This window comes from Vandammella animalimorsus, from assembly GCF_002285265.1.
In the GTDB taxonomy this organism is placed as follows: Bacteria; Pseudomonadota; Gammaproteobacteria; order Burkholderiales; family Burkholderiaceae_C; genus Lampropedia.
In genome coordinates, this window is the sequence record NZ_NSJB01000003.1 from 161757 (window position 1) to 183590 (window position 21834).

A 21834-nucleotide genomic window follows, 5' to 3' on the forward strand; every position below is an offset into this window, starting at 1 on the left:
ATGCCCGCCATGCTCCAATACCACACCCTCCCCGTCACCGCCTTTGCGCAAAATTGCAGCATCGTGTGGTGCGATGAAACCCGCGAGGCCGCCATCATCGACCCGGGCGGCGATCTGCCGCAAATCCGCGCCGCCATCGAGCAGCTGGGCCTGACGCCCAAGGCCATCTGGCTGACCCACGCCCACATCGACCACGCCGGCGGCGCGGGCGAGCTGGCGCAGGCGCTGGGCCTGCCCATCATTGGCCCGCACCCGCAAGACCAGTTCCTCATCGACAGCCTGCCCGCACAAAGCCAGGCCTATGGCTTTGCGCCAGCGCAGACCTTCACGCCCGCGCGCTGGCTGGGCGATGGCGATCAGGTGCAGATCGGCCAGCAGGTGCTCGACGTCTACCACACCCCCGGCCACACCCCCGGGCACGTGATCTTCCACGCCCCTGCCAGCGGCCTGGCCTTCGTCGGCGACGTGCTGTTTGCCGGCAGCATCGGGCGCACGGACTTTCCGCGCGGCAACCACCAGCAGCTCATCGACAGCATCGTGCACAAGCTCTGGCCGCTGGGCGACCAGACGCGCTTCGTGCCCGGCCACGGGCCCGAGAGCAGCTTTGCCCGCGAGCGCGCCAGCAACCCCTTCGTCGGCGGCACCTGAGCCCCGGCGCCACGGCGGCCCCCTGCCCTGCCGGGCCGGTGCGCCCGCCTCCCCTGCGCGCCACTGCCAACGCATTGCCCTGCATCCCGCATGCCCAGCCCCACACCGCCGCCGCCCGCCGCCGCGCCTGCCACGGCCGCCACGGCCGCGCCCGCCATGCACTGGTTGCAGGCGGCGCAGGTCTATCTTGAGCCGGCCTGCCTGCGCATGCTGCTGCTGGGCTTCTCGGCCGGGCTGCCCATGCTGCTGGTGTTCAACACGCTGGGCTTCAGGCTGCGCGAGGCCGGCATCGACCGCAGCACCATCGGCTTCATCAGCTGGGTGACGCTGGCCTACGGCTTCAAATGGGCCTGGTCGCCGCTGGTCGATCACCTGTCCATCCCCTGGCTGACGCGCCGCCTGGGGCAGCGGCGCAGCTGGCTGCTGCTGTCGCAGTGCTGCGTCATGCTGGCGCTGCTGGGCATGGCGCTGCTCGATCCGCGCCAGCAGCTGGGCGCGCTGACGCTGTGCGCCGTGGCGGTGGCCTTTGCCTCGGCCACGCAGGACATTGCGCTGGACGCCTACCGCATCGAAACCGGCGATACCCAGCGCCAGGCCGCCATGGCGGCGATGTACCAGGGCGGCTACCGCGTCGCGCTGATCTGGGCTGGCGCAGGCGCGCTCTGGCTGGCCGCGCGCGGCGAAAGCGCCGGCCAGACAGGCTACCAACAGGCGGCCTGGGCCTTTTCCTACATCGTCATGGCCGCCACCATGCTGGTGGGCATGATCGCCACGTTGCTGGCGCCTGAGCCGCAACGCCCGCCGGCAGCGCCCATGCGCGATCTGCGCCAATGGCTGGCGCAGGCCGTGGTCGCGCCCTTTGCCGACTTCATCGGCCGCTACGGCCGCCAGGCGCTGCTGATCCTGGCGCTGATCTCCGTCTACCGCATCAGCGACATCGTCATGGGCGTGATGGCCAGCGCCTTCTACGTGGACATGGGCTACACCAAGGACCAGATCGCCGCCGTCACCAAAATCTACGGCGTGCTCATGACGCTGCTGGGCGCCTTCGCCGGCGGCTGGGTGGCCATGCGCATCGGCGTGCTGCGCGTGCTGATGCTCGGGGCGCTGCTGTCCTCGGCCACCAATGTGCTGTTTGCCTGGCTGGCCCAGCAGCAAGGCCCGCACTTCATCGGCCTGGTGCTGGTGGTCTCGGCCGACAACCTGGCCGCGGGCCTGGCCTCCTCGGCCTTCATCGCCTACCTCTCCAGCCTGACCAACGTGCGCTACTCGGCCACGCAGTACGCGCTGTTCAGCTCCATGATGACGCTGCTGCCCAAGTGGCTGGGCGGCTTCTCGGGCCAGTTCGTCGATGCCCACGGCTACGCCCAGTTCTTCACGCTCACCGCCTGCCTGGGCCTGCCCGTGCTGCTGCTGATTGCCTGGATCGCCCGCCTCGACGCGCGCGCCGCGCCCCATCGGGATGGCGGCCCGGCGCAGCCAGGCAGCGCCTGACGCCCCCGTTTTTTGCCCCCGCCCCGATTGGCCCACCCCATGCGACAACTCTGGCACGACCTGAGCGCCTCGACCGCCACCGCCGGCTTTGTGGCCGTGCTGGTGGCCTTCACCAGCTCCACGGCCGTGATCTACCAGGCCGCGCAGGCGCTGGGCGGCACGCCGGGGCACATCACCTCGTGGATCTGGTCCATCAGCCTGGGCTGCGCCGTGGTGGCGCTGCTGCCCTCGCTGCTGCTGAGAAAGCCGGTGATGCCCGGCTGGTCCGTGCCGGGGGCGGTGGTCATCGCCACCACTGCCGCCTCGGGCGGCTTCACGCTGGCCCAGGGCGTGGGCGCGTTCATGATGAGCGCGGCGCTCATCGTGCTGGTGGGCGCCACGGGCTGGTTCGAGCGCATGATGGGCCGCATCCCGCTGGCCCTGGCCAACGCCCTGCTGGCGGGCGTGCTGGGGCGGTTTGCGCTCGATGGCTTTGGCGCGGCCCGCACCGCGCCGCTGCTGCTGACGCTGATGCTGCTGGCCTACCTGGCCGCGCGCCGCTGGCTGCCGCGCTACGCCGTCATCGTCACCTTGCTGGTGGGCATGGCCCAGGCCACGCTGGCCGGGCAGATGCAGTGGTCGGCCATTGGCCCGCTGCAGCTGGCGCGGCCCATCTTCGTCTGGCCCGAGTTCAGCCTCAGCGCCTTCATGAGCATGGCCTTGCCGCTGTTCATCGTCACCATGGCCTCGCAAAACCTGCCGGGCGTGGCCGTCATGCGCGCCACCGGGTACTTCATGCCCGTCTCGCGCCTGATCACGCTCACCGGCTTGGTGACGCTGGCGCTCTCGCCCTTTGGCTGCTTTTCGGTCAACCTCTCGTCCATCACCGCCGCCATCTGCATGGGGCCGGGCGCGCACGAGGACCCGGCCCGGCGCTACAGCGGCGCCGTGGTCTGTGGCCTGCTGTATTTGCTGGTGGGCTGCTTTGCCGGCATCATCACCGGCTTGCTGCTGGCCTTTCCGCAAGAGCTGGTGCTGGCCATTGCCGGCATCGCCCTGCTGGGCAGCATCGGCAGCGGCCTGGCCCAGGCCATGGCCGACGAAAGCCAGCGCGAAGCGGCGCTGATTTCCTTTCTGGTCACGCTCTCGGGCGTGAGCATCGCCGGCATTGGCTCGGCCTTCTGGGGGGTCGTGGCCGGCGCTGCCGCCTTGCTGATCCAGCGCTGGCGCGCAGCGCCCCCATCGCAGCCGTGAACACGCTCTAACTTAAGGAGAATCGCCACCATGGAGCATCCCACCCCCGAAAGCCAGCAATTGCTGCTGGCGCTTTGTCAGGCCCTGCGGCAAGACCCGGGCCTGATCGCGCCGGGCGCGGCCTGGCACAAGCTGATCGTGGTCGGCGTGCAGGGCAAGGGCCACAGCCGCATGTACGGCTACCGCTTTGACGCCCAGGGCGAGGACGAGGCCGTCTCCCCCGACGACGGGCACGCGCAAGACGCCTTGCGGCATTTGCAGCAGGCCATGCAGGCCGAGCACCCCGCAGGCCGCGCCTGGCAGGCCTGCCTGATTCGGCTGGGCAGCGACGGGCGCTTTGGCGTGGAGTTCGAATACGACAACGCGCAGCGCTGGGCCGTCACGCCGGCCAATTACCAGCAGCGCGTGCAGGAGTTTGCGCAAATGCCGGTGTGAGTGCCTGCTCAAACTCTCTGCACGGCGGGCAAGAGCGCAGATGTGAGCAGCCTCGTTGGCAACCCTCGAAGGGGCATCCAGCCTTGCTGCGGTTGCCGCCTTGTGCTCGGCCCCTGTAGGCCCCAATGCGATCTGCTTGCATAGTGCGCACAGGCCCTGAGTTTGAACTTCTCATGAAGTTGGTATCAAAAACCACCGCCGGGGACGCACAGCCCACCCGGCAAGCGGCACTGCCCAACTTGACGAGCACCGCTCTCTGGCCGTCTTTTGATGCCAAGATCGCCAATCTTGCCGACAACAGAACGTAAAAACCCGGCACGCCACGGCCGGGCCGATGCGCTGCCTGCAACGCGCCAGTCAGGGCCCGCGCACATCACCCATCTGAAAAGCCCAGCGCAGCTCACAGGGGCTTTGCCGGGTCTGTAGACTGTCGCCCGTCCAGAACCTCTACTCAGGAGTCACACCATGAAACTTATCCAAACCGCCGTTGCCGCCTCGCTGGCTTGCCTGTCGCTGTCGGCCATAGCCAGCGGCCATTCCGTCACCTACGCCTGCGAGGGCGGCAAGCAAGTGCAAGTGCGCTACCAGTTCAACAAGGCCGGCATCCCCACCCGCGCCGAAGCCCACATTCGGGGCGCCAAGCGCGTCATGGCCTACGACATGAACCGCTCGGACGACGTGGACACCTTCTTTGCCAACAAGTCCGGCTATCGCCTGTCCTCAGACTACATGGACGCCAAGAACTTCCGCAAGAGCAGCATCATGATCACGGCGCCCAATGATGAAATCCTGTTCAAGAGCTGCACGGCCCAGTCGGGTGCTTCATCGTCCGGGCGAAATGCAGGCGGCTCCCAAAACACCCTGCAAGTGGCCTATACCTGCAACAACGGCCGCCTCTCGGTGGCCTACCAGTTCAACTCCGCCGGCATCCCCGTCAGCGCCACGGCCCAGTTGCAAGGCAAGCGCCGCACCCTGAACTACGACCTGAACAACTCCAGCAACGTGGAGACTTTTTTCACGGCCCAGGGCTACCGCCTGGCCACCGATGGCATGACGCGCGACAACTTCCAGTCGCTGCCCATCATGGTCACGGCCCCGGGCAACAAAATCCTGCACAAGTCCTGCACGCCGAACTAAGCACGACAGCCTATGCCCAGCGCCCTGGCGTGACGGCATCGGCCTGCAGGCAGAAAAAACACCAAGAGGCCCCATCGGCCCTTGGTGTTTTTTCTGCGCCGCGCGCCATGACGTTGCCGTGGCCAATGGCGTGTTTTTTGCCGAGGCCCTATTGCAGCAGCTGCTCGATGCCCCGCAAGTCGAACGGGTGGCCATTGATGCTGGAGTGACCGCCCTGGTACTGCAAGACCGTGCGGATTTGGCCTGCCTCTTGCCGCACCAGGCCTTGCTGCACGAGCAGCTCCAGGTTCTCCTGGCCCTGCCAGTGCAGGGCCAGCGGCTGAGCAATCTCCAGCTGCACGCTGGCATGGAGCTTGGCCAGCAGGCTGTGCGGCAAGAAGCCCAGGTCAATGGCATGCAGCTGCGGCGCGCTGGCCTGGCCGCTCAGCGCCCATTGCCCTTCGGGCAACTGCCCCGCCAGGCGCTCAACCTTCAGGCGCAGGCCCTGCGCCAACAGCGCGGCCAGGCGCTCGCGCACCTGGCCTTGCTCGGCCAGCGGCAATTGCTCCCAGGCCGTCGAGGCCCCCATTTGCGCCAATAGCCAGCGCCAGCCCCAAGAACCTAAAGCCTCATAGCTAGGCAAGTGCAACTGCTCCACGGCGGCCTTGAGCTCCAGCGCGCTCAATGCCGGCTGATTGTTCGGCTGGCCGGCTGGCTGCTCGCCCCGCGCCTGCGGGCCATCGCCGGGCAGTTGCAGCCGCTGCAATTGCACCTGCAGCGGCAGGCGCAGCCATTGCCCGTCCTGGGCCTGGATGCCAAAGGCCAGCGCCAGGCCCTGCAATTGCCAGCCGCCCGCCTGCTGCCATTGCCCCAGGCTGTAGCGGCTTTGGCCCAGGTAGCTGTGCTGCAGGCCTGCGGCCCGCTGGTAGTCGTCACGCCCATGCAGTTGCTCGATGTGCAGCAGCTGCACGCCTTGGGCATTGCGCAGCGTCATGCCGCCCCATTGCAGGGCGCTGCGCAGGCTGCGCCCGTCAGGGCCGCGCTCGCCCTCCCAGTGCAAAGGCCGCATGTGCAGTGTTTGCGCCGCGCCCTGGGCATCCTCCCAAGGGCGTTGCCAGGCTGGGCCGGCCAGCCGCCAGTGCACGCTGCCGCCGTAGCCCAGCACGGCGTCGAGCACATAGGGCGGCGCATCGCCCAAACTGGGGCGCAATGCGGCCTGCCCCGCCGGGCTGAGCACTGGCGTGCTGCGCACAGCCACCCAGCCAGCGCGGTGCGGCGCGGCCAGCAGCGGCAGATGGCGGATGCGGTGCTCCAGCACGATGGTCTGGCCGCGCAGCCCTTGGCCGAAGAACCATTGCTGCTGCGGGGCGGTGGCCGTTGGGAGTACTGATGAGGTCGCGCCATGCTCCGGCGGCTCGATGCGCACGACGCTGCGCGCGCTGGAATGGAACAGGCCGCGCTCGTACTGGGTCAGCTGCGCCGAGACCCCCAGCGCGGCGCTGAACGCAGCGTGGGCCTGCTGCACATGCTGCTGCGTCTGCAGGCCCACATACCAGGCTGCGGCGCTGTAGCCCAGCCCCAGCAGCGCAACCAACAGCACCGCCGCCCCCACCATCTTCTTGCGCATAGGCCTGCCATTCCTCCATGTCTTTGCTGTGCGCGGCATTGTTTCACAGGCTTTGCCTGGCCAGCGCCATGGTGCCCGCTATAGTGCCGGCTTTTCAGCAAGGCACGGTCTGCACGAATCGCTGCGCCGCAAACCGCCCGGCTGCGGGGATGAGCGCGGCGCGAGGATTTGGATGACAGCCCACAGCCCCTCACAGCGCGCGCACCGGCCGGCACGGCCCGTGGCCAGCGCGCCATCTTCCAAGGAGTTTCATGTTCACCGGCATCATCACCGCCATTGGCCAAATCCAGCATGTCGAGGATCTGGGCAGCAGCCAGGCCCATGGCAAGCGCTTGAGCATCGCCTGCCCGCCGGGCTATCTGGACGACGTGGTGCTGGGCGACAGCATTGCCCTGAATGGCGCCTGCATGACCGTGACGGCGCTGGCGCTGGATGCACAGGCCTTCGTGGTCGAAGTCTCGGCAGAATCGCTGCGCCTGACTGCGGGGTTGGATCAAGTCGGCGAAGTCAATCTGGAAAAGGCCTTGCGCGCAGCCGACCGCCTGGGCGGGCACATCGTCAGCGGCCACGTGGATGGCATCGGCACCGTCAGCGCCCTGAACCCGGTGGGCGAAAGCCATGAGCTGCGCATCCTCGCCCCCAGGCAGCTGATGCCCTATCTGGCCGTCAAGGGCTCCGTCACGGTGCAAGGCGTCAGCCTCACGCTCAACAGCGTGCGCGATCTGCAGGAGGGCTGCGAGTTCAGCATCAACCTGATTGCCCACACCATGGCCCACACCACCCTCAAGCACCTGCGCCCGGGCAGCGCCGTGAACCTGGAGGTGGACCTGATCGCCCGCTACGTGGCCCGCATGCTGCAGACCGGCAGCGCCCTGCCAACCGGCCAGCCCCGCTAGAGCGGTTTCGATTCTGATGAAGACATTTCCTGCAAGCGCCGCCTTCTCTCGTTCTCGTCACACCCGCGAAGGCGGGTGTCCAATCGCGGCGCGCTGACAGACGGTGCTGCCGTTTGCCAATCCCCGCTCCGTGCGCAAGGGTGGCGCTGGATGGCCGCCTTCGCGGGCATGACGAGGCCTGCGAGATGGCGATGCCAGTGCGCGGCCAGGTCTTGGATTTGCCAACGTTCGAGCAGAACACGCTTTAGAGGCTGCGCCAACAAAAAGCCTGCTGGCATCACTGCACAGCAGGCTTTTTGCTTTGACAAGCGCCCGCTCGCATCGGCAGGCGGGCAGGCTTGCTTTGGTTTTGCGCAGGGTCTGTAATCAGGCCGCTGCGTCCGCACCGCCTTCGGCAGCCGGTGCGTCTTCTTCCACAGCCGGGGCGGCCGTGGCCGTGGCCAGCACGGGGTTGATGGCGGCCAGGCGCTTGACGGCGCTCACACCGCGGGGCAGTTTGATGTCGCGCAGGCGCAGCACGCCGTTCTTGCCCAGCTTGCTCAGGTTCACCAGGATGAATTCCGGCAGATCGGAAGGCATACAGCTCACGTCGATTTCCGTCGTGACGGTGCTCACCACCTGGCCTTCGACCTTGACGGCAGGGGACTCTTCAGCGCCTTCGTAGTGCACGGGCACTTTCATGTGCAGGCGGGTGCGCGCGTTGACGCGCTGGAAATCCACGTGCAGCACGAGCTGCTTGTAGGGGTGGTATTGCACATCGCGCAGCAGGACTTTCTCGGTCTTGCCGTCCAGCTCCAGATCCAGCACGCTGGAGTGGAACGCCTCTTTCTGCAGCGCAAACCACAGCGGGTTGTGATCGAGCTCGATCATCGTCGGCTCTTGATCGCCGCCGTAAATGATGCCGGGCGTACGGCCCGAATGACGCAGGCGGCGGCTCGCACCCGTGCCCTGCTTTTCACGTGCAAATGCAACTACTTGCATGTTTTCTCCTGATAGAGGCAGGTCGCGACCAACTCTGCCCCGGTTTGAGAGACTGCCCGCCAGGCACTGTGGCCCACAGGCAACCTCGAACAACGCACGGCCACAAAGCCATGCACGAAAAATCCCAGTCGCACCCTGGCACTGCCAGGCCCGACCTTCGGTATTCAGAACAGCCCGCCTTGCTCCTTGAACAGGCTCATCACCGAGTCGCCACGGGCAATGCGCTGGATGGTTTCGGCAATCAGCGGCGCCACCGTGAGCTGGCGAATCTTGCTGCAGGCGCGCGCCTGCTCGCTCAAGGGAATGGTGTTGGTGACCACCACCTCATCGAGCGCCGAGCCGGCGGCAATGCGTTCGATGGCCGGGCCCGAGAAGATCGGGTGCGTGCAGTAGGCATGCACGCTCTTGGCGCCACGCTCTTTGAGCACTTCGGCGGCTTTGACCAGCGTGCCGGCAGTGTCGATCATGTCGTCCATCACGACGCAGTTGCGGCCTTCGATCTCGCCGATGACGTTCATGACTTCGCTGACGTTGGCCTTGGGGCGGCGCTTGTCGATGATGGCCAGATCGCAGCCCAGCTCCTTGGCCAGTGCGCGCGCGCGCACCACCCCGCCCACGTCGGGCGAGACCACGATCAAATCCTCATAGCGCTTTTTGTTCAGATCGCTCAGCAGCACCGGCGAGGCGTAGATGTTGTCCACCGGGATGTCGAAAAAGCCCTGGATCTGATCGGCGTGCAAGTCCATGGTCAGCACGCGCGCCACGCCCACGGTCTGCAGCAGGTTGGCCACCACCTTGGCCGAGATCGGCACGCGGGTCGAACGCGGCCGGCGATCCTGGCGGGCATAGCCGAAATAGGGGATGACGGCGCTGATGCGCTCGGCCGATGCGCGCTTGAGCGCATCCACCATGATCAGCAGCTCCATCAGGCTGTCGTTGGTCGGCGCGCAGGTGGGCTGCACCACGAACACGTCGCGCGCACGCACGTTCTGCCGGATCTCGACCGTCACTTCCCCATCGGAGAAGCGCCCCACGTGCGCCGCGCCCAGCGATGTGCCCAGGTGCTCGGCAATCTCTTTGGCCAACGCGGGGTTGGCGTTGCCGGTGAACAGCATGAAGTCGGAGTGGTGGGAAACGCTCATAAGGCCGCCGCAATACTCAGCTTGAGGAGGAGACGAAGTTTTTTTCTGTCAGGGCCGGTGCCAGCAAACCCGCAGCAGCCGTCAGAAAAAACCATCAGCGCATTGGGGCACAGCCATATACAGCGCACCGCCAACGCGAGAAAACCCGTCAATCTAAAACAAAACGCCGCAAATGCGGCGTTATTCATCAGATCAAGCAATCAAACGATGGCAGGGGAGGAAGGATTCGAACCCTCGAATGCCGGAATCAAAATCCGGTGCCTTAACCAACTTGGCGACTCCCCTGCAAAGCCCATGCGCAACAGAGCACACAGACAAGAAACTATGCAGCACAGATCCAATCACTCAGCGGATGGCTTGGCAATCCATTGCAAAGCCTGACCGCCCAGCCTGAAGATGCGCCCCGCGCCGCTTCAAGCACATTGAGCAAATGCTCTTGGCTGCAATTCTGCGGCACTCTTGCGAACACTGCAGAACCAGAGCCCGTCATTCTAGCCTGAAATCCTTGCCCTGAAAGCCAATCGACGGCTTTTTTTATTTCGGGGCAGAGATTTTGTGCCACGGGCTGCAGGTCATTGCGACCAAATCCAAAAGGATCAGCACTGAAGCGCGAGATTGTAGCACGCTCGCTGGCCCTCTGAAGCGCTGGATGCGAAAAAATTGCCGCCGTGGCCACGCCGGCGGCAGGCTTGATGACGATGAAGCGCGCCGGCGGCAAGGCCTGCTCGCCCTGCAGGGGCGTGAGCTGCTCGCCAATGCCTTCGACCCAGGCGTTGCCGCCGCCCAGAAAGAACGGCACATCGGCGCCCAGCTGCAGGCCGATGTCCTGCAGCCGCTGCACCGGCCAGTGCAGGCCCCACAGGCGGTTCAGCGCCAGCAAGGTGCTGGCCGCATCGGATGAGCCCCCGCCCATGCCCGCCTGGGCCGGGATGTGCTTTTCCACCCGGATGTGCACGCCGCGGCGCTCGCCAGCGGCCTGCTGCAGGGCAGCGGCCGCGCGCACGATCAAATCGCGCTCCGGCAAGGGCTGGCCCAGGTCCTCACGGCTGATGCGCGGGCCTTCGGGGCGCAGCGCAAAACTCAGCCAGTCGCACCAGTCGATGAGCACGAAGGCCGATTGCAGCAGGTGGTAGCCATCCTCGCGGCGGCCCAGAATGTGCAAGAACAGGTTGAGCTTGGCCGGCGCGGGCACGCGCAGCAATTCGTCCGCGGCCGCCGGCGGCGCGGGCGCGTCACAGGCGGTCATCGGCATGGAGAATCACCCGCAGGCTCGCCCGCGGCAACGGTTGTTCGCGCAGCGCGTGAATGCGCCCTTGCCCGTAGCGCGACAGATCGACCTGCCAGCCCGGCTCCTGCCTGGCCTGGCCTGAGAGCCAGTCAAACAGCGCCGCAATGGGGATGGGCGCGCCGAACACCTGCGCCACCAGCGCATCGAGCGACTCGCTGGCGATTTGCTCCGAGCCCTTGTCCAGCAGGGCCTGCTGCGGGTTCCAGCGCAGGCGCGCAATGATGTTGCCCAGCGGGTTGTAGACCTCCAGCTCGCCTTGCTGCGGGCTGCCGCGCAAGGCGAATTCGGCGCTGAAGGACTGTGGGCGCTCTTCTTCGGTGTTCAGGGCGATGCGCCCGCGCCAGATGCCCTGGCGCAGCACGTAGGGGCGCGGCGCGGCGCAGGCGGCCAGCAGGCAGGCCGATACCAGCGCCGCCAGCCATGTGCGCCGGGTGCCGTGCGCCGCAGTCTGGGCCGCGGCCCTGTCGCAACCGGCCTTCATGGCGCCACCGCCGGCTCTTGCGGGCCAGGCGCCGGCTCGGCGGGCTCGGCAGGGCTGGGCGCCTCATGGCCGAGCACCAGCTCCAGCAGCGAGGGCCGGGCCTTTTGCCGCGCCTGTGCGGGATGGGCCTGCAACAAGGGGCTGCTCGCCCCGGCCAGGCGCCCGATGGTCTTGCGCAGCACCTCGTTGCGGGCGTTGCTTTGCAGGCCGCGCTCCCAAACGGCATTGGCCTCGCCCTGCCGCCCGAGCTGCCACAGCACTTCGCCCAGATGGGCGGCGATTTCCGCGTCCGCCTCGGTGGCGAAGGCCTTTTGCAACAGATCCAGGGCCTGCGCCAGATTGCCCTGGCGGTATTCCAGCCAGCCCAGGCTGTCGGTAATGTAGGGGCTGCCGGGCTCGAGCTCCAGCGCCTTGGTGATGAGGCGCCGCGCTTCGGCAAAGCGCACGCCCCGGTCTGCATAGGAGTAGCCCAGGGCATTGAGTGCATGGGCATGTTCGGGCGTGCGCGCCAGCAGGCTGCGCAGGCGCTTTTCCATCTCCTGCACACGGCCCAGGCGCTCGGCCATCAGCGCGTATTCGTAGAGCAGCTCGTCGTCATCGGGCTGCTGACGCAGCATGCTCTGCAGCAGGGCGTAGGCCTGCTGGTATTGGCCGCTGTCGCGCAGCAGCTGCACTTCGACGCGCGCCTTGAGCTGCTGGGTTTTCTCGTCCGGGGCGGCGATGGCGCGCACGACCTGGCGCGCCAGATCGAACTGCCCCTCCTCGGCCAGGATCTGCGCACGCTGGAGCTGCGCGCGCAGCAGCGTCTGGGGGTTGCCGACTTTTTCCAGCGCGCGCTGCGCCTGCTCATGCCGGCCCTGCAGATCGGCCATGTGCGCCCGCAGGATCTGCGCTTCATCCAGGCCACGCTGGCGCAGCGCCGGCCTGGGCACGGCGTCCAGCGTCTTGACGAAGACCACCAGCGATTGCTCGGCCGCGGCGAACTCCCCCTGCGCGGCCTGCAGCGCGGCCTTGGCGATCCAGGCCTCGGGCATCTGCGGCTGCTTGGCCAGCAGGCGCTCGAGCACCTGCAGCGCCTGGGTGTTTTCTTGCTGCGCCACCAACAGGCGCGCATAGGCCAGCAAAAAGGGCGTGCTCGCCGCATCCTGGCTGGCGTAATCCTTGAGCAGTGCCTGCGCGCTTTTTTCGCCATGGGCGGCCAGCTCCAGGGCCAAAAAACCCAGGCCGCTGGCCTGGGGGTTGACCGCATGCGCCTGGTTCAAGGTCTGCAGGGCCTGCGGCACATCCCCGGCCTGCAACTGCATGCGCCCCAGCGCTGCCAGGGCATCGGCCCGCCAGGGCGATTCGGGCTGGAGCTGGTCTTCCAGCGCGGCCTGCACCACCTGCAGGGCCTGGCGCTTGTCCGCCACGCGCTGATAGAGCAAGGCGATGGCCTGCAGGTTTTCGGCCATTTCATCGCCCTGCGACAGGCGCAATTCCTGCTTGAGATGCCACTGGGTTTGCGGCAGCTGGTTGAGCAGCACCAACACCTGCAGCACGGCCTTGTTGGCCTCGCGCGAATGCGGCAGCGTCCGGTGCCAGCTCTCGGCCGCGCGCAGCGCGCGGCGGCCATCGCCGAGCTGAAAGGCCGACTGGATGGCGCGCTGAAACAGCTCGTCCTGGCGCCGTGTCTGCGCGGCATGCAGCAGCAGCTCGTAGCTGGCCTGCCAATCACCGGCCTGCCCCAGCAACTCGCCCACCAGGGTTTCGTAAAAGCTTTGCGCCATGGCCCGCGAGCTGAGCAATGGCGGCTGGGGCTGCTCCTCCTGCACAGCCGTGTGCAGGCCCTGGGCCGGCGCATCGTGCACGGTGGCGGCCTGGCAACCGGCTGTGAGCACCGCTGCGGCCAGGCTGCTGGCCAGCAGGCCAGAGAGCCTGCCCACCTCCGTGCGGCGGGCCAACGGCACGGCCTTGGGCTGGCCGCTGCGGCCTGCACCGGGCCTGCGAACAGGCTCTGAACTTTGATCGTCTCTTTGCATGAGACGATAATAATTCAATTGCCCGCAGCGTCTGGTTTGGCCTGCGGGCTTTTGCACGCCATGCCAGAACTCCCCGAAGTCGAAGTCACCCGCCAGGGCATTGCCCCGGCCATTACCGGTCAGCGCATTGCCGCGCTGGTGCTGGGCAAGCCATTGCGCTGGCCGCTGGGCTGCGCGCCTGCGGCGCTGGCCGGCCGCACCGTGCAGGCCGTGCGCCGCCGGGGCAAGTACCTGCTGCTTGAGCTCGATGGCCCCGACCTGTTGCTGCTGCACCTGGGCATGTCCGGCAGCGTGCGCATCCTGCCGCTGGGCACGCCCGCCGGGCCGCACGATCACGCCGATCTGGTGTTCGGGCATGCGCTGCTGCGCCTGCACGATCCGCGCCGCTTTGGCGCGCTGGTGTATGCGCCCAGCGCGGATGCGCCCATCGTGCACAAGCTGCTGGGCCGCCTGGGGGTGGAGCCGCTGTCGGAGGACTTCACCGCCGCGCATCTGGCTGCCGCCCTGCGCGGGCGGCGCGTGAGCATCAAGCAGGCGCTGCTGGCGGGCCAGGCTGTGGTGGGCGTGGGCAATATCTACGCCAGCGAGGCCTTGTTCCTGGCCGGCATCGACCCGCACACGCCCGCCGGCCAGCTGCGCCGCCCCCGGCTGGAACGCCTGCACGGGGCCATCGTCCAGGTGCTCAACGAGGCCGTGCAGCGCGGCGGCAGCAGCCTGCGCGATTTCGTCGCCAGCGATGGCAGCCACGGCCACTTCCAGCTGGCCGCCCGCGTTTACGGCCGCCAGGGCCAGCCTTGCCCGCGCTGTGGCGCGGCCATCCGGCTCAGCACGCAGGGCCAGCGCAGCACCTACCACTGCCCGCGCTGTCAGCGCTGAACACGGAGCGCGGCCCTGCGCACCGGGGCAAAGCCCATGCGGTGCGCGCTGCAAGGGCCGTGTTGCTGCAAGGCCGCCAGGTGCAAGGCCGTGCCATAGCCCTTGTGCTGCGCAAAGCCGTATTGCGGCCACTGCCGGTGCGCCTGCATGCACCAGGCATCGCGGTGCACCTTGGCCAGGATGGAGGCCGCCGAGATGGCCTGCACCTTGGCATCGCCACCCACCACGGCCACGGCACTCATCGGCAGGGCCGGCGTGCGGTTGCCATCGACCAGCACCAGCTGCGGCGCGATGGCCAGGCCGGCCACGGCGCGCTGCATGGCCAGCATGGTGGCCTGCAGGATGTTCAGGCGCTCGATTTCCTCCACGCTGGCCTGGGCCACGCAGAACGCCAGGGCCTGGGCCTCGATGGCCTGGGCCAGTTGCTCGCGCCGGCGCGCGCTCAAGCGCTTGGAGTCGGCCAGGCCGGCAATGGGCCGGGCCGCATCGAGGATCACCGCCGCCGCAAAGACCGGGCCGGCCAGCGGCCCGCGCCCGGCCTCGTCCACCCCGGCCTGCAGCGCAGGCCCTTCGGGCTGCAGCGGCAGCTCGGCCTGGCCCTGGGCGGCTTCAGGCGTGCAGCAGTTGTTTGAGGACATGGGCGCTCAAGGCGGCGGTGTCGGCCTGCAACGATTGATGCAACGCCGTCAAGGCCTGCTGCAGCCGCTGCCAATCGGCATTGCGCTGCCGGCTGGCGTGCAGCCACTGGGCGCATGCCTGGGCCAGTGCGGCCGGGGTGGCCGCCTCTTGCAGCAGTTCGGGCACCAGCTCTTGCTGCAGCAGGATGTTGGGCAGGCCCACCCAGGGCTGCAGTTGCTTGCGGCGCATCAGCATCGCGCTCACCGGGTGCATGGCATAGCTGATGACCATGGGCTTTTTGAACAGCGCAGCCTCCAGCGTGGCCGTGCCGCTGGCGATCAGCGTCACGTCGCAAGCCTGCAGCGCCAGATGCGATTGACCGCTCAGCACGCGCAGCCGCCCCTGCAGCTGGCCCTGGCCTTGCACGATGGCCTGCACCCGCGCCAGCTGCGCCGGCACGCAAGGCAGGATCAGCTGCAGCCGGGGCTGCTCGGCCAGCAAGCGCTGCGCGGCGGCGAGAAAGCGCGGCAGCAGGTAGTCGATTTCCTTGCTGCGGCTGCCCGGCAGCAGCGCCAGCACCGGAGCGCCCGGCTCCAGTTGCAGCTGCTGGCGCGCCGCTGTGGTGGCCTGCTCGGCCTGCTGCGGCGATTGCAGGGCAATGGCCTGGGCCAGCGGGTGGCCGACGAAAGTGGCCTCGATGCCATGTTGGCGCAGCAGCGCAGGCTCGAAGGGGAATAGGCACAGCACATGGCTGGCGGCGCGGCGGATGGCGTGCACGCGCTCGGGGCGCCAGGCCCAGATCGATGGGCAGACGAAATGCACGGTGGGAATGCCCGCCGCGCGCAGGCGCTGCTCCAGGCCCAGGTTGAAATCCGGCGCGTCCACGCCCACGAACACATCCGGGCGCTGCGCCAGCAGGCTGTCGCCGAGCTGGCGGCGAATGCGCAGCAAGCCGGCCACGCGCTTGAGCACCTCCCAGCTGTAGCCGTGCACGGCCAGCCGCTCGGCCGGCCATTGCGCGTCAAAGCCCTGCGCCTGCATGTGCGGCCCGCCGATGCCCCAGCTGCGCAGGGCCGGCCACAGCGCCGGCACGTGCGCCTGCATGCCTTGCAGCAGCAGCGCGGCCAGCAAGTCGCCCGAGGCCTCGCCGGCCACCATGGCCAGGCGCAGCGGTGCGGCGGCAGGGTTGGGGCTCAACGCGCGATGCCCCGCTCGGCCTGCTGCAGGAACATCAGCATGCCCAGCAGCTCTTCCCAGCCATCGCCCTGCACGGCGCGGGTCTGCAAGTCCTGCAATTGCGCGCAGGCGTCCTGCAGGGTGCGGCCCTCGCGGAACACGATGCGATAGGCGGTTTTGAGCGCCGCAATCTGGTTGGCGTTGAACTGGCGCCGGCGCAGGCCCTCGATGTTCAGGCCGCGCACGGCAAACGGGTTGCCGCCTGCGAGCACGTAGGGCGGCACGTCCTGCGAGACGTGGCTGGAAAAACCGATCATGGCGTGCGCCCCGATGCGCGTGAACTGGTGCACGCCCGTCAGGCCGCCCAGAATGGCCCAGTCGCCCACGTGCACATGGCCGGCCAGCGCCACGCTGTTGGCCATGACGGTGTGGCTGCCGACCTGGCAGTCGTGCGCGATGTGCGCATAGGCCATGATCCAGTTCTCATCGCCCAGGCGGGTGACGCCGCCGCCCTGCACCGTGCCGGTGTTGATGGTGGTGAACTCGCGGATGGTGTTGCCATCGCCGATGTACAGCTCAGTGGGCTCGCCGGCGTATTTCTTGTCCTGCGGCGGGCCGCCGATGCTGGCGTGTGCGTGGATGGTGTTGCGCGCGCCGATGCGGGTGCGGCCATCGATGACGCAATGCGCGCCGATGTGTGTGTCGGCGCCGATGTGCACATGCTCGCCAACCACGGCGTAGGGGCCGATGCGCACGCTGGGGTGCAACTGGGCGCCCGGGTGCACGATGGCGCTGGGGTGGATCAAGGGGTCAGCCATAGGGGATTCGCGTTGCGGGCAGACAAAATGCGCGGCGCGGGCGTGCTGAGAATCTGTTCACGAGCCGCTGCGCGGCAGGCCATCACAGCGGCGCACACAACGCCATTCATGCCGCATGGCATTGCCAGGCCAGAGAAGAAGCTAAACGCCAAGTACCGGGCAGATGCAGGCCACTTGGCAGGCGGGCGCGCAAGGCCGCGCGCTGCCATGGGCCACGGCCATCAACCGCGCTCGACCGGGCGCATGGTACACATCAGGTCGGCCTCGGCCACGACCTGGCCATCGACCTTGGCCACGCCCTTGTACTTGTAGATGCCGCCGCGCACGCGGTCGATGCTGGCCTCCAGCACGAGCTGATCACCGGGCACCACCGGGCGCTTGAAGCGCGCGTTGTCGATGCCGACGAAGTAAAACACCTTGTCCTCGCCCGGCGCCTCGCCATAGGTCTCGAAGGACAGCAGCCCGGCCGCCTGGGCCAAGGCTTCGAGCACCAGCACCCCGGGCATGACGGGGTTCTTGGGAAAGTGGCCGTTGAAAAAGGGCTCGTTGACGGTCACGTTCTTGTACGCAACGATGCGCTCGCCCAGATGAATTTCCGTCACCCGATCCACCAGCAAGAAAGGGTAGCGGTGGGGCAGAAGTTCGAAGATCTTGTGAATGTTCATGATGGTCGTCATGCCGATGGTTGTGGCGGCTGCCCGCCCTGCAGGGCCGCCAGTTCTTTTTCCAGCGCCTTGATGCGCTCGCGCATTTTCTTGAGTTGGCGCAGCAGGGCCGCATTTTGTTCCCATTTTGCGTGGGGCTCGAACGGATACACCCCGGTATAGCGCCCCGGCTCGGTCAGCGAGCGCGAAATGACGGTCGCCCCCGAGACGTGGGTGTTGTCGGCCAGCTCGATATGGCCCACCACGCCCACACCACCGGCCAGGGTGCAGTTGGCCCCGATCTTGGTGCTGCCCGAGATGCCCACGCAAGCGGCCATGGCGGTGTTCTCCCCCACCTGCACGTTGTGCGCGATCTGAATCAGGTTGTCGAGCTTGACGCCGTTGGCAATCACGGTATCGCCCAGGGCGCCACGGTCGATGCAGGTGTTGGCGCCGATTTCCACATCATCGCCAATGCGCACCGCGCCAAGCTGCTCGATCTTGACCCAGACCTTGCCGCCAGCAGCGGCCGGGGCCTGCGCAAAGCCAAAGCCATCGCCGCCGATCACGGCACCGGACTGCACGATGCAGCGCGCACCGATCTCACAGTTGCGCTCGATCGTCACGCGCGCGCCGATGCGGCTGTGCGCACCAATGCGCACGCCCGGGCCGATCACCGTCAGCGGGCCGATGCTGGCCGTGGCATCGATCTGCGCCGAGGGATCGACCACCGCGCTGGGGTGGATGCCCGGCGCGGGCAGATCGCCCAGCCGCTGGCGCCACCATTGCGTCAGACGCGCGAAGTACAGATAGGGGTCGTCGGCCACGATGCAGGCCCCGCGCGCCTGGGCCTGCTCGGCATGGGCGGCCTGCACGATCACGCAAGCGGCCTGGCTGGCCTGCAGCAGCGGCAGCAGGCGCGGGTTGCTCAAAAAGCTGATCTGCGTCGGGCCGGCAGATTCCAGCGCCGCAATGGCCGTGATCGGCGTTGCGGCATCGCCATGCAACTGCCCGCCCAGTGCCGCGCAAATTTCTCCAAGCGTTGCCGCTGTCACACGTCGTTCCTGTCTGAAGAAGTCCCCGCGCTGCCCCTGGCCTGAGCCATTGGCACGAGCCTGCCGACACCAAGCCCCATGGGCTTGTCAGCGAGCGGGAAAAGATTGGGCGCCGATGTGCGCCTCAGAGCCTGTTCGCCGAAATTTTGAACAAGGCTCTTGGCTGGCCCATGCCTGGCAAGGCAGGCATGGGCGCAAAGCGCGCCACGACGGGCCCGCCTCAAAAAGCATCAGAAGGGGCGGTCTCACCCCACAAAGAGACGGCACGCTGCAGACGCCGCGACGGTCTCAATGTGGCAAAGCTGCCGCTGTGCCCAGCGCCGCGTGCACACGCCCACTTCTGCACAGCAGCAAGGCCACGAACTGCGCCGCCTGCCAGCGCTGCTGCCAAGCCCTGCCCTTCTATGGCCTTACCGCTCAGCGGCTGCCGTTGAGTGCGCGGATGACCTTGTCGGTGATGTCGTGCTGCGGGCTGACCCAGACGGCCTCCTGCAGGATCACGTCGTATTTCTCGCTTTCGGCCACTTGCTGCACCACGGCGTTGGCGCGTTCAAGCACCTTGGCCAGTTCCTCGGTCTTGCGTGCGGCCAGGTCCTCCTGGAATTCGCGGCGCTTGCGCTGGAATTCGCGATCCTGCTCCATCAACTGGCGCTGGCGCTGGGTGCGCTGGCTCTCCGAGAGGGTGGCGGCCTCGCGCTCGAAGCGCTCGGACGCGGCCTGCAGGCTGTTGCCCAGGTTGACGATTTCCTTCTCGCGGCGCGAGAACTCCTGCTCCAGGCGCTGCTGCGCGCTCTTGGCCATGTTGGCGTCACGCAGGATGCGGTCGGTGTTGACAAAGCCGGCCTTGAAGCTTTGCGCCATGGCAGGCGCACAGGCCAGGGCCGCTGCCAGAACGACGGCGGAAGAGAGTTTGGAGGTCAATGCTTTCATGACAGACGCTTTGAGGACAAGGGTTAAAAGGAAGTCCCGATCTGGAACTGGATTTCTTCGATTCTATCGCCAGCTTTCTTGCGGATCGGATGGGCGTAGGCAATGCGCAGCGGGCCCACGGGCGAAATCCAGCTCAGGCCCAGGCCGGTGGAGGCGCGCAGGTCGGAGAAGCTGACTTTCTCGTGCTCGCCAAACACGTTGCCGGCATCGACGAAGGCGAACACGCGCAGCGTGCGGTCGTTGCCGGCGCCCGGGAAGGGCGTGATGAACTCGACGTTCATGTTGACCTTCTTGGCGCCGCCCAGCGATGCCCCGATCAGGTCGCGCGGGCCCAGCGTGCCTTGCTCGAAGCCACGCACCGAGCCCAGACCGCCCGAATAGAAGTTCTTGAACACCGGGAAGGGCTGGCCGCTGAAGCCCTTGCCCCAGCCCAGCTCGCCGTTGAAGGCCAGCGTGTAGCGCTTGCTCAGCGGCAGGTATTGCTGGTACTGGTAGTTGCTCTTCAGGTAGCGCGTGTCGCCAGCGAAGGACCATTCGCTGTTGAAGCGCTGGTAACGCCCTTCGTTGGGCGCCAGCGCGCTGTCGCGGCTGTCGCGCGACCAGCCGATGGTGAAAGGCACCGAGGTGCTGCTGTAGCCAAAGGTGTCGGCGTAGTGCAGATAGGCCGCAGGGATGGCGGTGCCGGGCTTGATACGGTTGCGCTCCACGCCCAGGCCGAAGTAAACGGTGTCGATCTCACTGAAGGGCACGCCAAAGCGCAGTGCGCCGCCGTAGGTGACCAGCGAGTAATTGCCGCCCATGCGGTCGTAGGGTTTGTCGGTGCGGTAGTAGGCATCGAGCGTGCGCGACACACCCGACTGCGTGAAGTACGGATCGGTGGTGCTGAACACCAGCGTGCGGTTGTACTTGCTGGTGTTCAAGTCCACGCCCAGGTAATGGCCCGAGCCCATGAAGTTCTCCTGCTTGAGCGCAAAGGAGAACGAGAGCTTGTCGGCGCTGGAAAAGCCCGCGCCGATCTGCACCGAGCCGGTGGGCTTTTCGGCCACGGTGATCTGCAGATCGACCTGATCGGGCACGCCCGGCACCTCCTGGGTCTCGACTTCGACCTGGGTGAAATAGCCCAGCCGATCGACCCGGTCGCGCGAGAGGCGAATCTTCTCGCCGTCGTACCAGGAGGCCTCGTACTGGCGGAACTCGCGGCGGATGACCTCATCGCGCGTGCGCGTGTTGCCGGTGACGTTGATGCGCCGCACGTACACGCGCGCCTGCGGCTCCGAGCGCAGCACGATGGCCACGGTGTTGCGCTCGCGGTCCACCTCGGGCTGGGCCTGTACGCGGGCGAAGGCGTAGCCATAGTTGCCGAAATGCTCGGTGAAGGCCTCGCGGGTGTTGGTCACCTCCTCCTCGTTGAAGGGCTGGCCGGGGCGGATCTGCACCAGCGACTTGAACTCATCGTCGCGCCCCAGATAGTCGCCCTCCAGGCGCACGCCGGAGACGGCAAAGCGCTCGCCCTCGTGCACGTTGATGGTGATGGAGATGCTTTGCTTGTCCGGCGAGATCGCCACCTGCGTGGAGTCGATGCGGAAGTCCAGGTAGCCGCGCTGCAGGTAGTGCGAGCGCACGGTCTCCAGATCGGCGTTGAGCTTGGCGCGCGAGTAGCGGTTGGACTTGGTGTACCAGCTCAACCAGCCGCCCGTGTCCTGGTCCATCAGGCCCTTGAGGGTGGATTCGCTGAAGGCCTTGTTGCCGGTAAAGCGGATGTCGCCGATCTTGGCCACGCCGCCCTCGGTGACGGTGAACACCAGGTTGACGCGGTTGCGATCCACCGGCGTGACGGTGGTCACGACCTGCGCGCCGTAGTAACTGCGCGAGAGGTATTGGCGCACCAGCTCCTGCTCGGCGCGATCGGCCAGCGAGCGATCGAACGGCCGCCCTTCTGCCAGGCCCACGTCGCGCATGGCATTGACCAGCGCCTCGCGGTCGAATTCGCGCGTGCCGGCGAACTCCACGCTGCCGATCACCGGGCGCTCCTGCACCACGACCACCAGCACATTGCCATCGGCCTCGATGCGCACGTCATTGAACAGGCCCAGCGCAAACAGCGCGCGGATCGAGTCCGAGGCCTTGTCGTCCGTGTACTGGTCGCCCACGCGGATCGGCAGTGAGGCAAAGACCGTGCCCGGCTCGACGCGCTGCAACCCCTCGACGCGGATGTCGCGCACCATGAAAGGCTCGATGGCCCACAGCGGCAGGCTGCAGGCGCAGGCGGTCACGGCCGCTGCCGCGCGCATGGAAAAACGTTTTAACAAGTGGTTCATGGATTGCATCAATCGCGCGCCACGGCGCCTGGGCCGGGCG

General features: G+C 67.2%; 21 protein-coding genes and 1 tRNA gene. 7 read left to right on the forward strand and 15 right to left on the reverse strand.

Annotation, left to right across the window (positions count from 1 at the left end):
* The first annotated feature begins 9 nt into the window (after positions 1–9).
* From CK625_RS06835 to CK625_RS14100, 5 genes are all read left to right on the forward strand, one after another.
* The gene (locus tag CK625_RS06835; protein ID WP_095539695.1) at positions 10–648 is read left to right on the forward strand and encodes an MBL fold metallo-hydrolase; all 639 of its coding nucleotides are present in this window, start codon (positions 10–12) and stop codon (positions 646–648) included.
* A 90-nt stretch (positions 649–738) separates the two neighbouring features.
* Positions 739–2142 (forward strand): AmpG family muropeptide MFS transporter, encoded by a 1404-nt coding sequence (locus tag CK625_RS06840; protein ID WP_095539548.1) that lies wholly within the window; start codon positions 739–741, stop codon positions 2140–2142.
* A 39-nt stretch (positions 2143–2181) separates the two neighbouring features.
* Positions 2182–3375: a benzoate/H(+) symporter BenE family transporter gene (locus tag CK625_RS06845; protein WP_095539549.1), complete on the forward strand. Its 1194-nt coding sequence runs from the start codon at positions 2182–2184 to the stop codon at positions 3373–3375.
* Positions 3376–3405: 30 nt separating this feature from the next.
* The gene (locus CK625_RS06850; RefSeq protein WP_095539550.1) at positions 3406–3810 is read left to right on the forward strand and encodes a hypothetical protein; all 405 of its coding nucleotides are present in this window, start codon (positions 3406–3408) and stop codon (positions 3808–3810) included.
* A gap of 465 nt (positions 3811–4275) precedes the next feature.
* Positions 4276–4947: a DUF7606 domain-containing protein gene (locus tag CK625_RS14100; RefSeq protein WP_238945550.1), complete on the forward strand. Its 672-nt coding sequence runs from the start codon at positions 4276–4278 to the stop codon at positions 4945–4947.
* Positions 4948–5095: 148 nt separating this feature from the next.
* Here CK625_RS14100 and CK625_RS06860 read toward each other — a convergent pair whose 3' ends face one another.
* Positions 5096–6553: a DUF945 family protein gene (locus CK625_RS06860; protein ID WP_172425110.1), complete on the reverse strand. Its 1458-nt coding sequence runs from the start codon at positions 6551–6553 to the stop codon at positions 5096–5098.
* A 251-nt stretch (positions 6554–6804) separates the two neighbouring features.
* Between CK625_RS06860 and CK625_RS06865 the strand changes: the two genes are divergently transcribed.
* Positions 6805–7449, forward strand: coding sequence for a riboflavin synthase (locus tag CK625_RS06865; RefSeq protein ID WP_095539552.1), 645 nt, complete (start codon positions 6805–6807; stop codon positions 7447–7449).
* A gap of 366 nt (positions 7450–7815) precedes the next feature.
* Here the strand turns inward: CK625_RS06865 and CK625_RS06870 are convergent, their stop codons facing one another.
* The 7 genes from CK625_RS06870 to CK625_RS06895 all read right to left on the reverse strand — a co-directional run bounded on the left by CK625_RS06870 (position 7816) and on the right by CK625_RS06895 (position 13287).
* On the reverse strand, positions 7816–8430 hold the full coding sequence (locus CK625_RS06870) for a 50S ribosomal protein L25/general stress protein Ctc (protein WP_095539553.1): 615 nt from the start codon (positions 8428–8430) through the stop codon (positions 7816–7818).
* A 164-nt stretch (positions 8431–8594) separates the two neighbouring features.
* On the reverse strand, positions 8595–9572 hold the full coding sequence (locus CK625_RS06875) for a ribose-phosphate pyrophosphokinase (protein WP_095539554.1): 978 nt from the start codon (positions 9570–9572) through the stop codon (positions 8595–8597).
* Positions 9569–9760 (reverse strand): hypothetical protein, encoded by a 192-nt coding sequence (locus CK625_RS13660; RefSeq protein WP_143326210.1) that lies wholly within the window; start codon positions 9758–9760, stop codon positions 9569–9571. Before CK625_RS13660 ends, CK625_RS06875 begins: the two co-directional genes overlap by 4 nt.
* Positions 9761–9780: 20 nt before the next feature.
* Positions 9781–9857, reverse strand: a tRNA-Gln gene (locus CK625_RS06880).
* A 37-nt stretch (positions 9858–9894) separates the two neighbouring features.
* A complete protein-coding gene (gene ispE, locus CK625_RS06885; protein ID WP_095539555.1) occupies positions 9895–10818 on the reverse strand; it encodes a 4-(cytidine 5'-diphospho)-2-C-methyl-D-erythritol kinase in 924 nt (307 codons plus the stop codon).
* On the reverse strand, positions 10805–11341 hold the full coding sequence (locus tag CK625_RS06890; protein ID WP_095539556.1) for a lipoprotein insertase outer membrane protein LolB: 537 nt from the start codon (positions 11339–11341) through the stop codon (positions 10805–10807). The genes ispE and CK625_RS06890 overlap by 14 nt, the downstream gene beginning before the upstream one ends.
* Positions 11338–13287 carry a tetratricopeptide repeat protein gene (locus CK625_RS06895; protein ID WP_143326211.1) on the reverse strand — a complete coding sequence of 650 codons (1950 nt, stop codon included), beginning with the start codon at positions 13285–13287 and terminating at the stop codon, positions 11338–11340. The genes CK625_RS06890 and CK625_RS06895 overlap by 4 nt, the downstream gene beginning before the upstream one ends.
* A 132-nt stretch (positions 13288–13419) precedes the next feature.
* Between CK625_RS06895 and mutM the strand changes: the two genes are divergently transcribed.
* Positions 13420–14235 carry a bifunctional DNA-formamidopyrimidine glycosylase/DNA-(apurinic or apyrimidinic site) lyase gene (gene mutM, locus CK625_RS06900; RefSeq protein ID WP_095539558.1) on the forward strand — a complete coding sequence of 272 codons (816 nt, stop codon included), beginning with the start codon at positions 13420–13422 and terminating at the stop codon, positions 14233–14235.
* Here the strand turns inward: mutM and rnhB are convergent.
* From rnhB to bamA, 7 genes are all read right to left on the reverse strand, one after another.
* Positions 14226–14873: a ribonuclease HII gene (rnhB, locus tag CK625_RS06905; RefSeq protein WP_095539559.1), complete on the reverse strand. Its 648-nt coding sequence runs from the start codon at positions 14871–14873 to the stop codon at positions 14226–14228. The two genes, mutM and rnhB, sit on opposite strands and share 10 nt — an antisense overlap.
* Positions 14845–16050, reverse strand: a complete 1206-nt coding sequence (gene lpxB / locus CK625_RS06910; RefSeq protein ID WP_275250563.1) for a lipid-A-disaccharide synthase — start codon at positions 16048–16050, stop codon at positions 14845–14847. The genes rnhB and lpxB overlap by 29 nt, the downstream gene beginning before the upstream one ends.
* On the reverse strand, positions 16047–16847 hold the full coding sequence (lpxA, locus tag CK625_RS06915) for an acyl-ACP--UDP-N-acetylglucosamine O-acyltransferase (RefSeq protein ID WP_095539560.1): 801 nt from the start codon (positions 16845–16847) through the stop codon (positions 16047–16049). Before lpxA ends, lpxB begins: the two co-directional genes overlap by 4 nt.
* A gap of 221 nt (positions 16848–17068) precedes the next feature.
* Positions 17069–17515 carry a 3-hydroxyacyl-ACP dehydratase FabZ gene (gene fabZ, locus CK625_RS06920; protein WP_095539697.1) on the reverse strand — a complete coding sequence of 149 codons (447 nt, stop codon included), beginning with the start codon at positions 17513–17515 and terminating at the stop codon, positions 17069–17071.
* A gap of 5 nt (positions 17516–17520) precedes the next feature.
* The gene (gene lpxD, locus CK625_RS06925) at positions 17521–18546 is read right to left on the reverse strand and encodes a UDP-3-O-(3-hydroxymyristoyl)glucosamine N-acyltransferase (protein ID WP_095539561.1); all 1026 of its coding nucleotides are present in this window, start codon (positions 18544–18546) and stop codon (positions 17521–17523) included.
* A 417-nt stretch (positions 18547–18963) separates the two neighbouring features.
* On the reverse strand, positions 18964–19476 hold the full coding sequence (locus CK625_RS06930; protein ID WP_095539562.1) for an OmpH family outer membrane protein: 513 nt from the start codon (positions 19474–19476) through the stop codon (positions 18964–18966).
* 23 nt (positions 19477–19499) lie between these two features.
* Entirely contained in the window at positions 19500–21794 is a 2295-nt protein-coding gene (gene bamA / locus CK625_RS06935; protein ID WP_095539698.1) for an outer membrane protein assembly factor BamA, read from the reverse strand.
* Between the last annotated feature and the right edge of the window lie 40 nt (positions 21795–21834).

Excerpts from the sequence above, each read along its gene's own strand:
- lpxA (WP_095539560.1), bottom strand. The coding sequence starts at position 16,847 with ATGGCTGACCCCTTGATCCACCCCAGCGCCATCGTGCACCCGGGCGCC.
- CK625_RS06930 (WP_095539562.1), bottom strand. The coding sequence starts at position 19,476 with ATGAAAGCATTGACCTCCAAACTCTCTTCCGCCGTCGTTCTGGCAGCG.
- CK625_RS06870 (WP_095539553.1), bottom strand. The coding sequence starts at position 8,430 with ATGCAAGTAGTTGCATTTGCACGTGAAAAGCAGGGCACGGGTGCGAGC.
- CK625_RS14100 (WP_238945550.1), top strand. The coding sequence starts at position 4,276 with ATGAAACTTATCCAAACCGCCGTTGCCGCCTCGCTGGCTTGCCTGTCG.
- CK625_RS06860 (WP_172425110.1), bottom strand. The coding sequence starts at position 6,553 with ATGCGCAAGAAGATGGTGGGGGCGGCGGTGCTGTTGGTTGCGCTGCTG.
- ispE (WP_095539555.1), bottom strand. The coding sequence starts at position 10,818 with ATGACCGCCTGTGACGCGCCCGCGCCGCCGGCGGCCGCGGACGAATTG.
- CK625_RS06865 (WP_095539552.1), top strand. The coding sequence starts at position 6,805 with ATGTTCACCGGCATCATCACCGCCATTGGCCAAATCCAGCATGTCGAG.
- CK625_RS06850 (WP_095539550.1), top strand. The coding sequence starts at position 3,406 with ATGGAGCATCCCACCCCCGAAAGCCAGCAATTGCTGCTGGCGCTTTGT.
- mutM (WP_095539558.1), top strand. The coding sequence starts at position 13,420 with ATGCCAGAACTCCCCGAAGTCGAAGTCACCCGCCAGGGCATTGCCCCG.
- CK625_RS06845 (WP_095539549.1), top strand. The coding sequence starts at position 2,182 with ATGCGACAACTCTGGCACGACCTGAGCGCCTCGACCGCCACCGCCGGC.
- CK625_RS06835 (WP_095539695.1), top strand. The coding sequence starts at position 10 with ATGCTCCAATACCACACCCTCCCCGTCACCGCCTTTGCGCAAAATTGC.
- rnhB (WP_095539559.1), bottom strand. The coding sequence starts at position 14,873 with ATGTCCTCAAACAACTGCTGCACGCCTGAAGCCGCCCAGGGCCAGGCC.
- bamA (WP_095539698.1), bottom strand. The coding sequence starts at position 21,794 with ATGAACCACTTGTTAAAACGTTTTTCCATGCGCGCGGCAGCGGCCGTG.
- CK625_RS13660 (WP_143326210.1), bottom strand. The coding sequence starts at position 9,760 with ATGAATAACGCCGCATTTGCGGCGTTTTGTTTTAGATTGACGGGTTTT.
- CK625_RS06840 (WP_095539548.1), top strand. The coding sequence starts at position 739 with ATGCCCAGCCCCACACCGCCGCCGCCCGCCGCCGCGCCTGCCACGGCC.
- CK625_RS06890 (WP_095539556.1), bottom strand. The coding sequence starts at position 11,341 with ATGAAGGCCGGTTGCGACAGGGCCGCGGCCCAGACTGCGGCGCACGGC.
- CK625_RS06875 (WP_095539554.1), bottom strand. The coding sequence starts at position 9,572 with ATGAGCGTTTCCCACCACTCCGACTTCATGCTGTTCACCGGCAACGCC.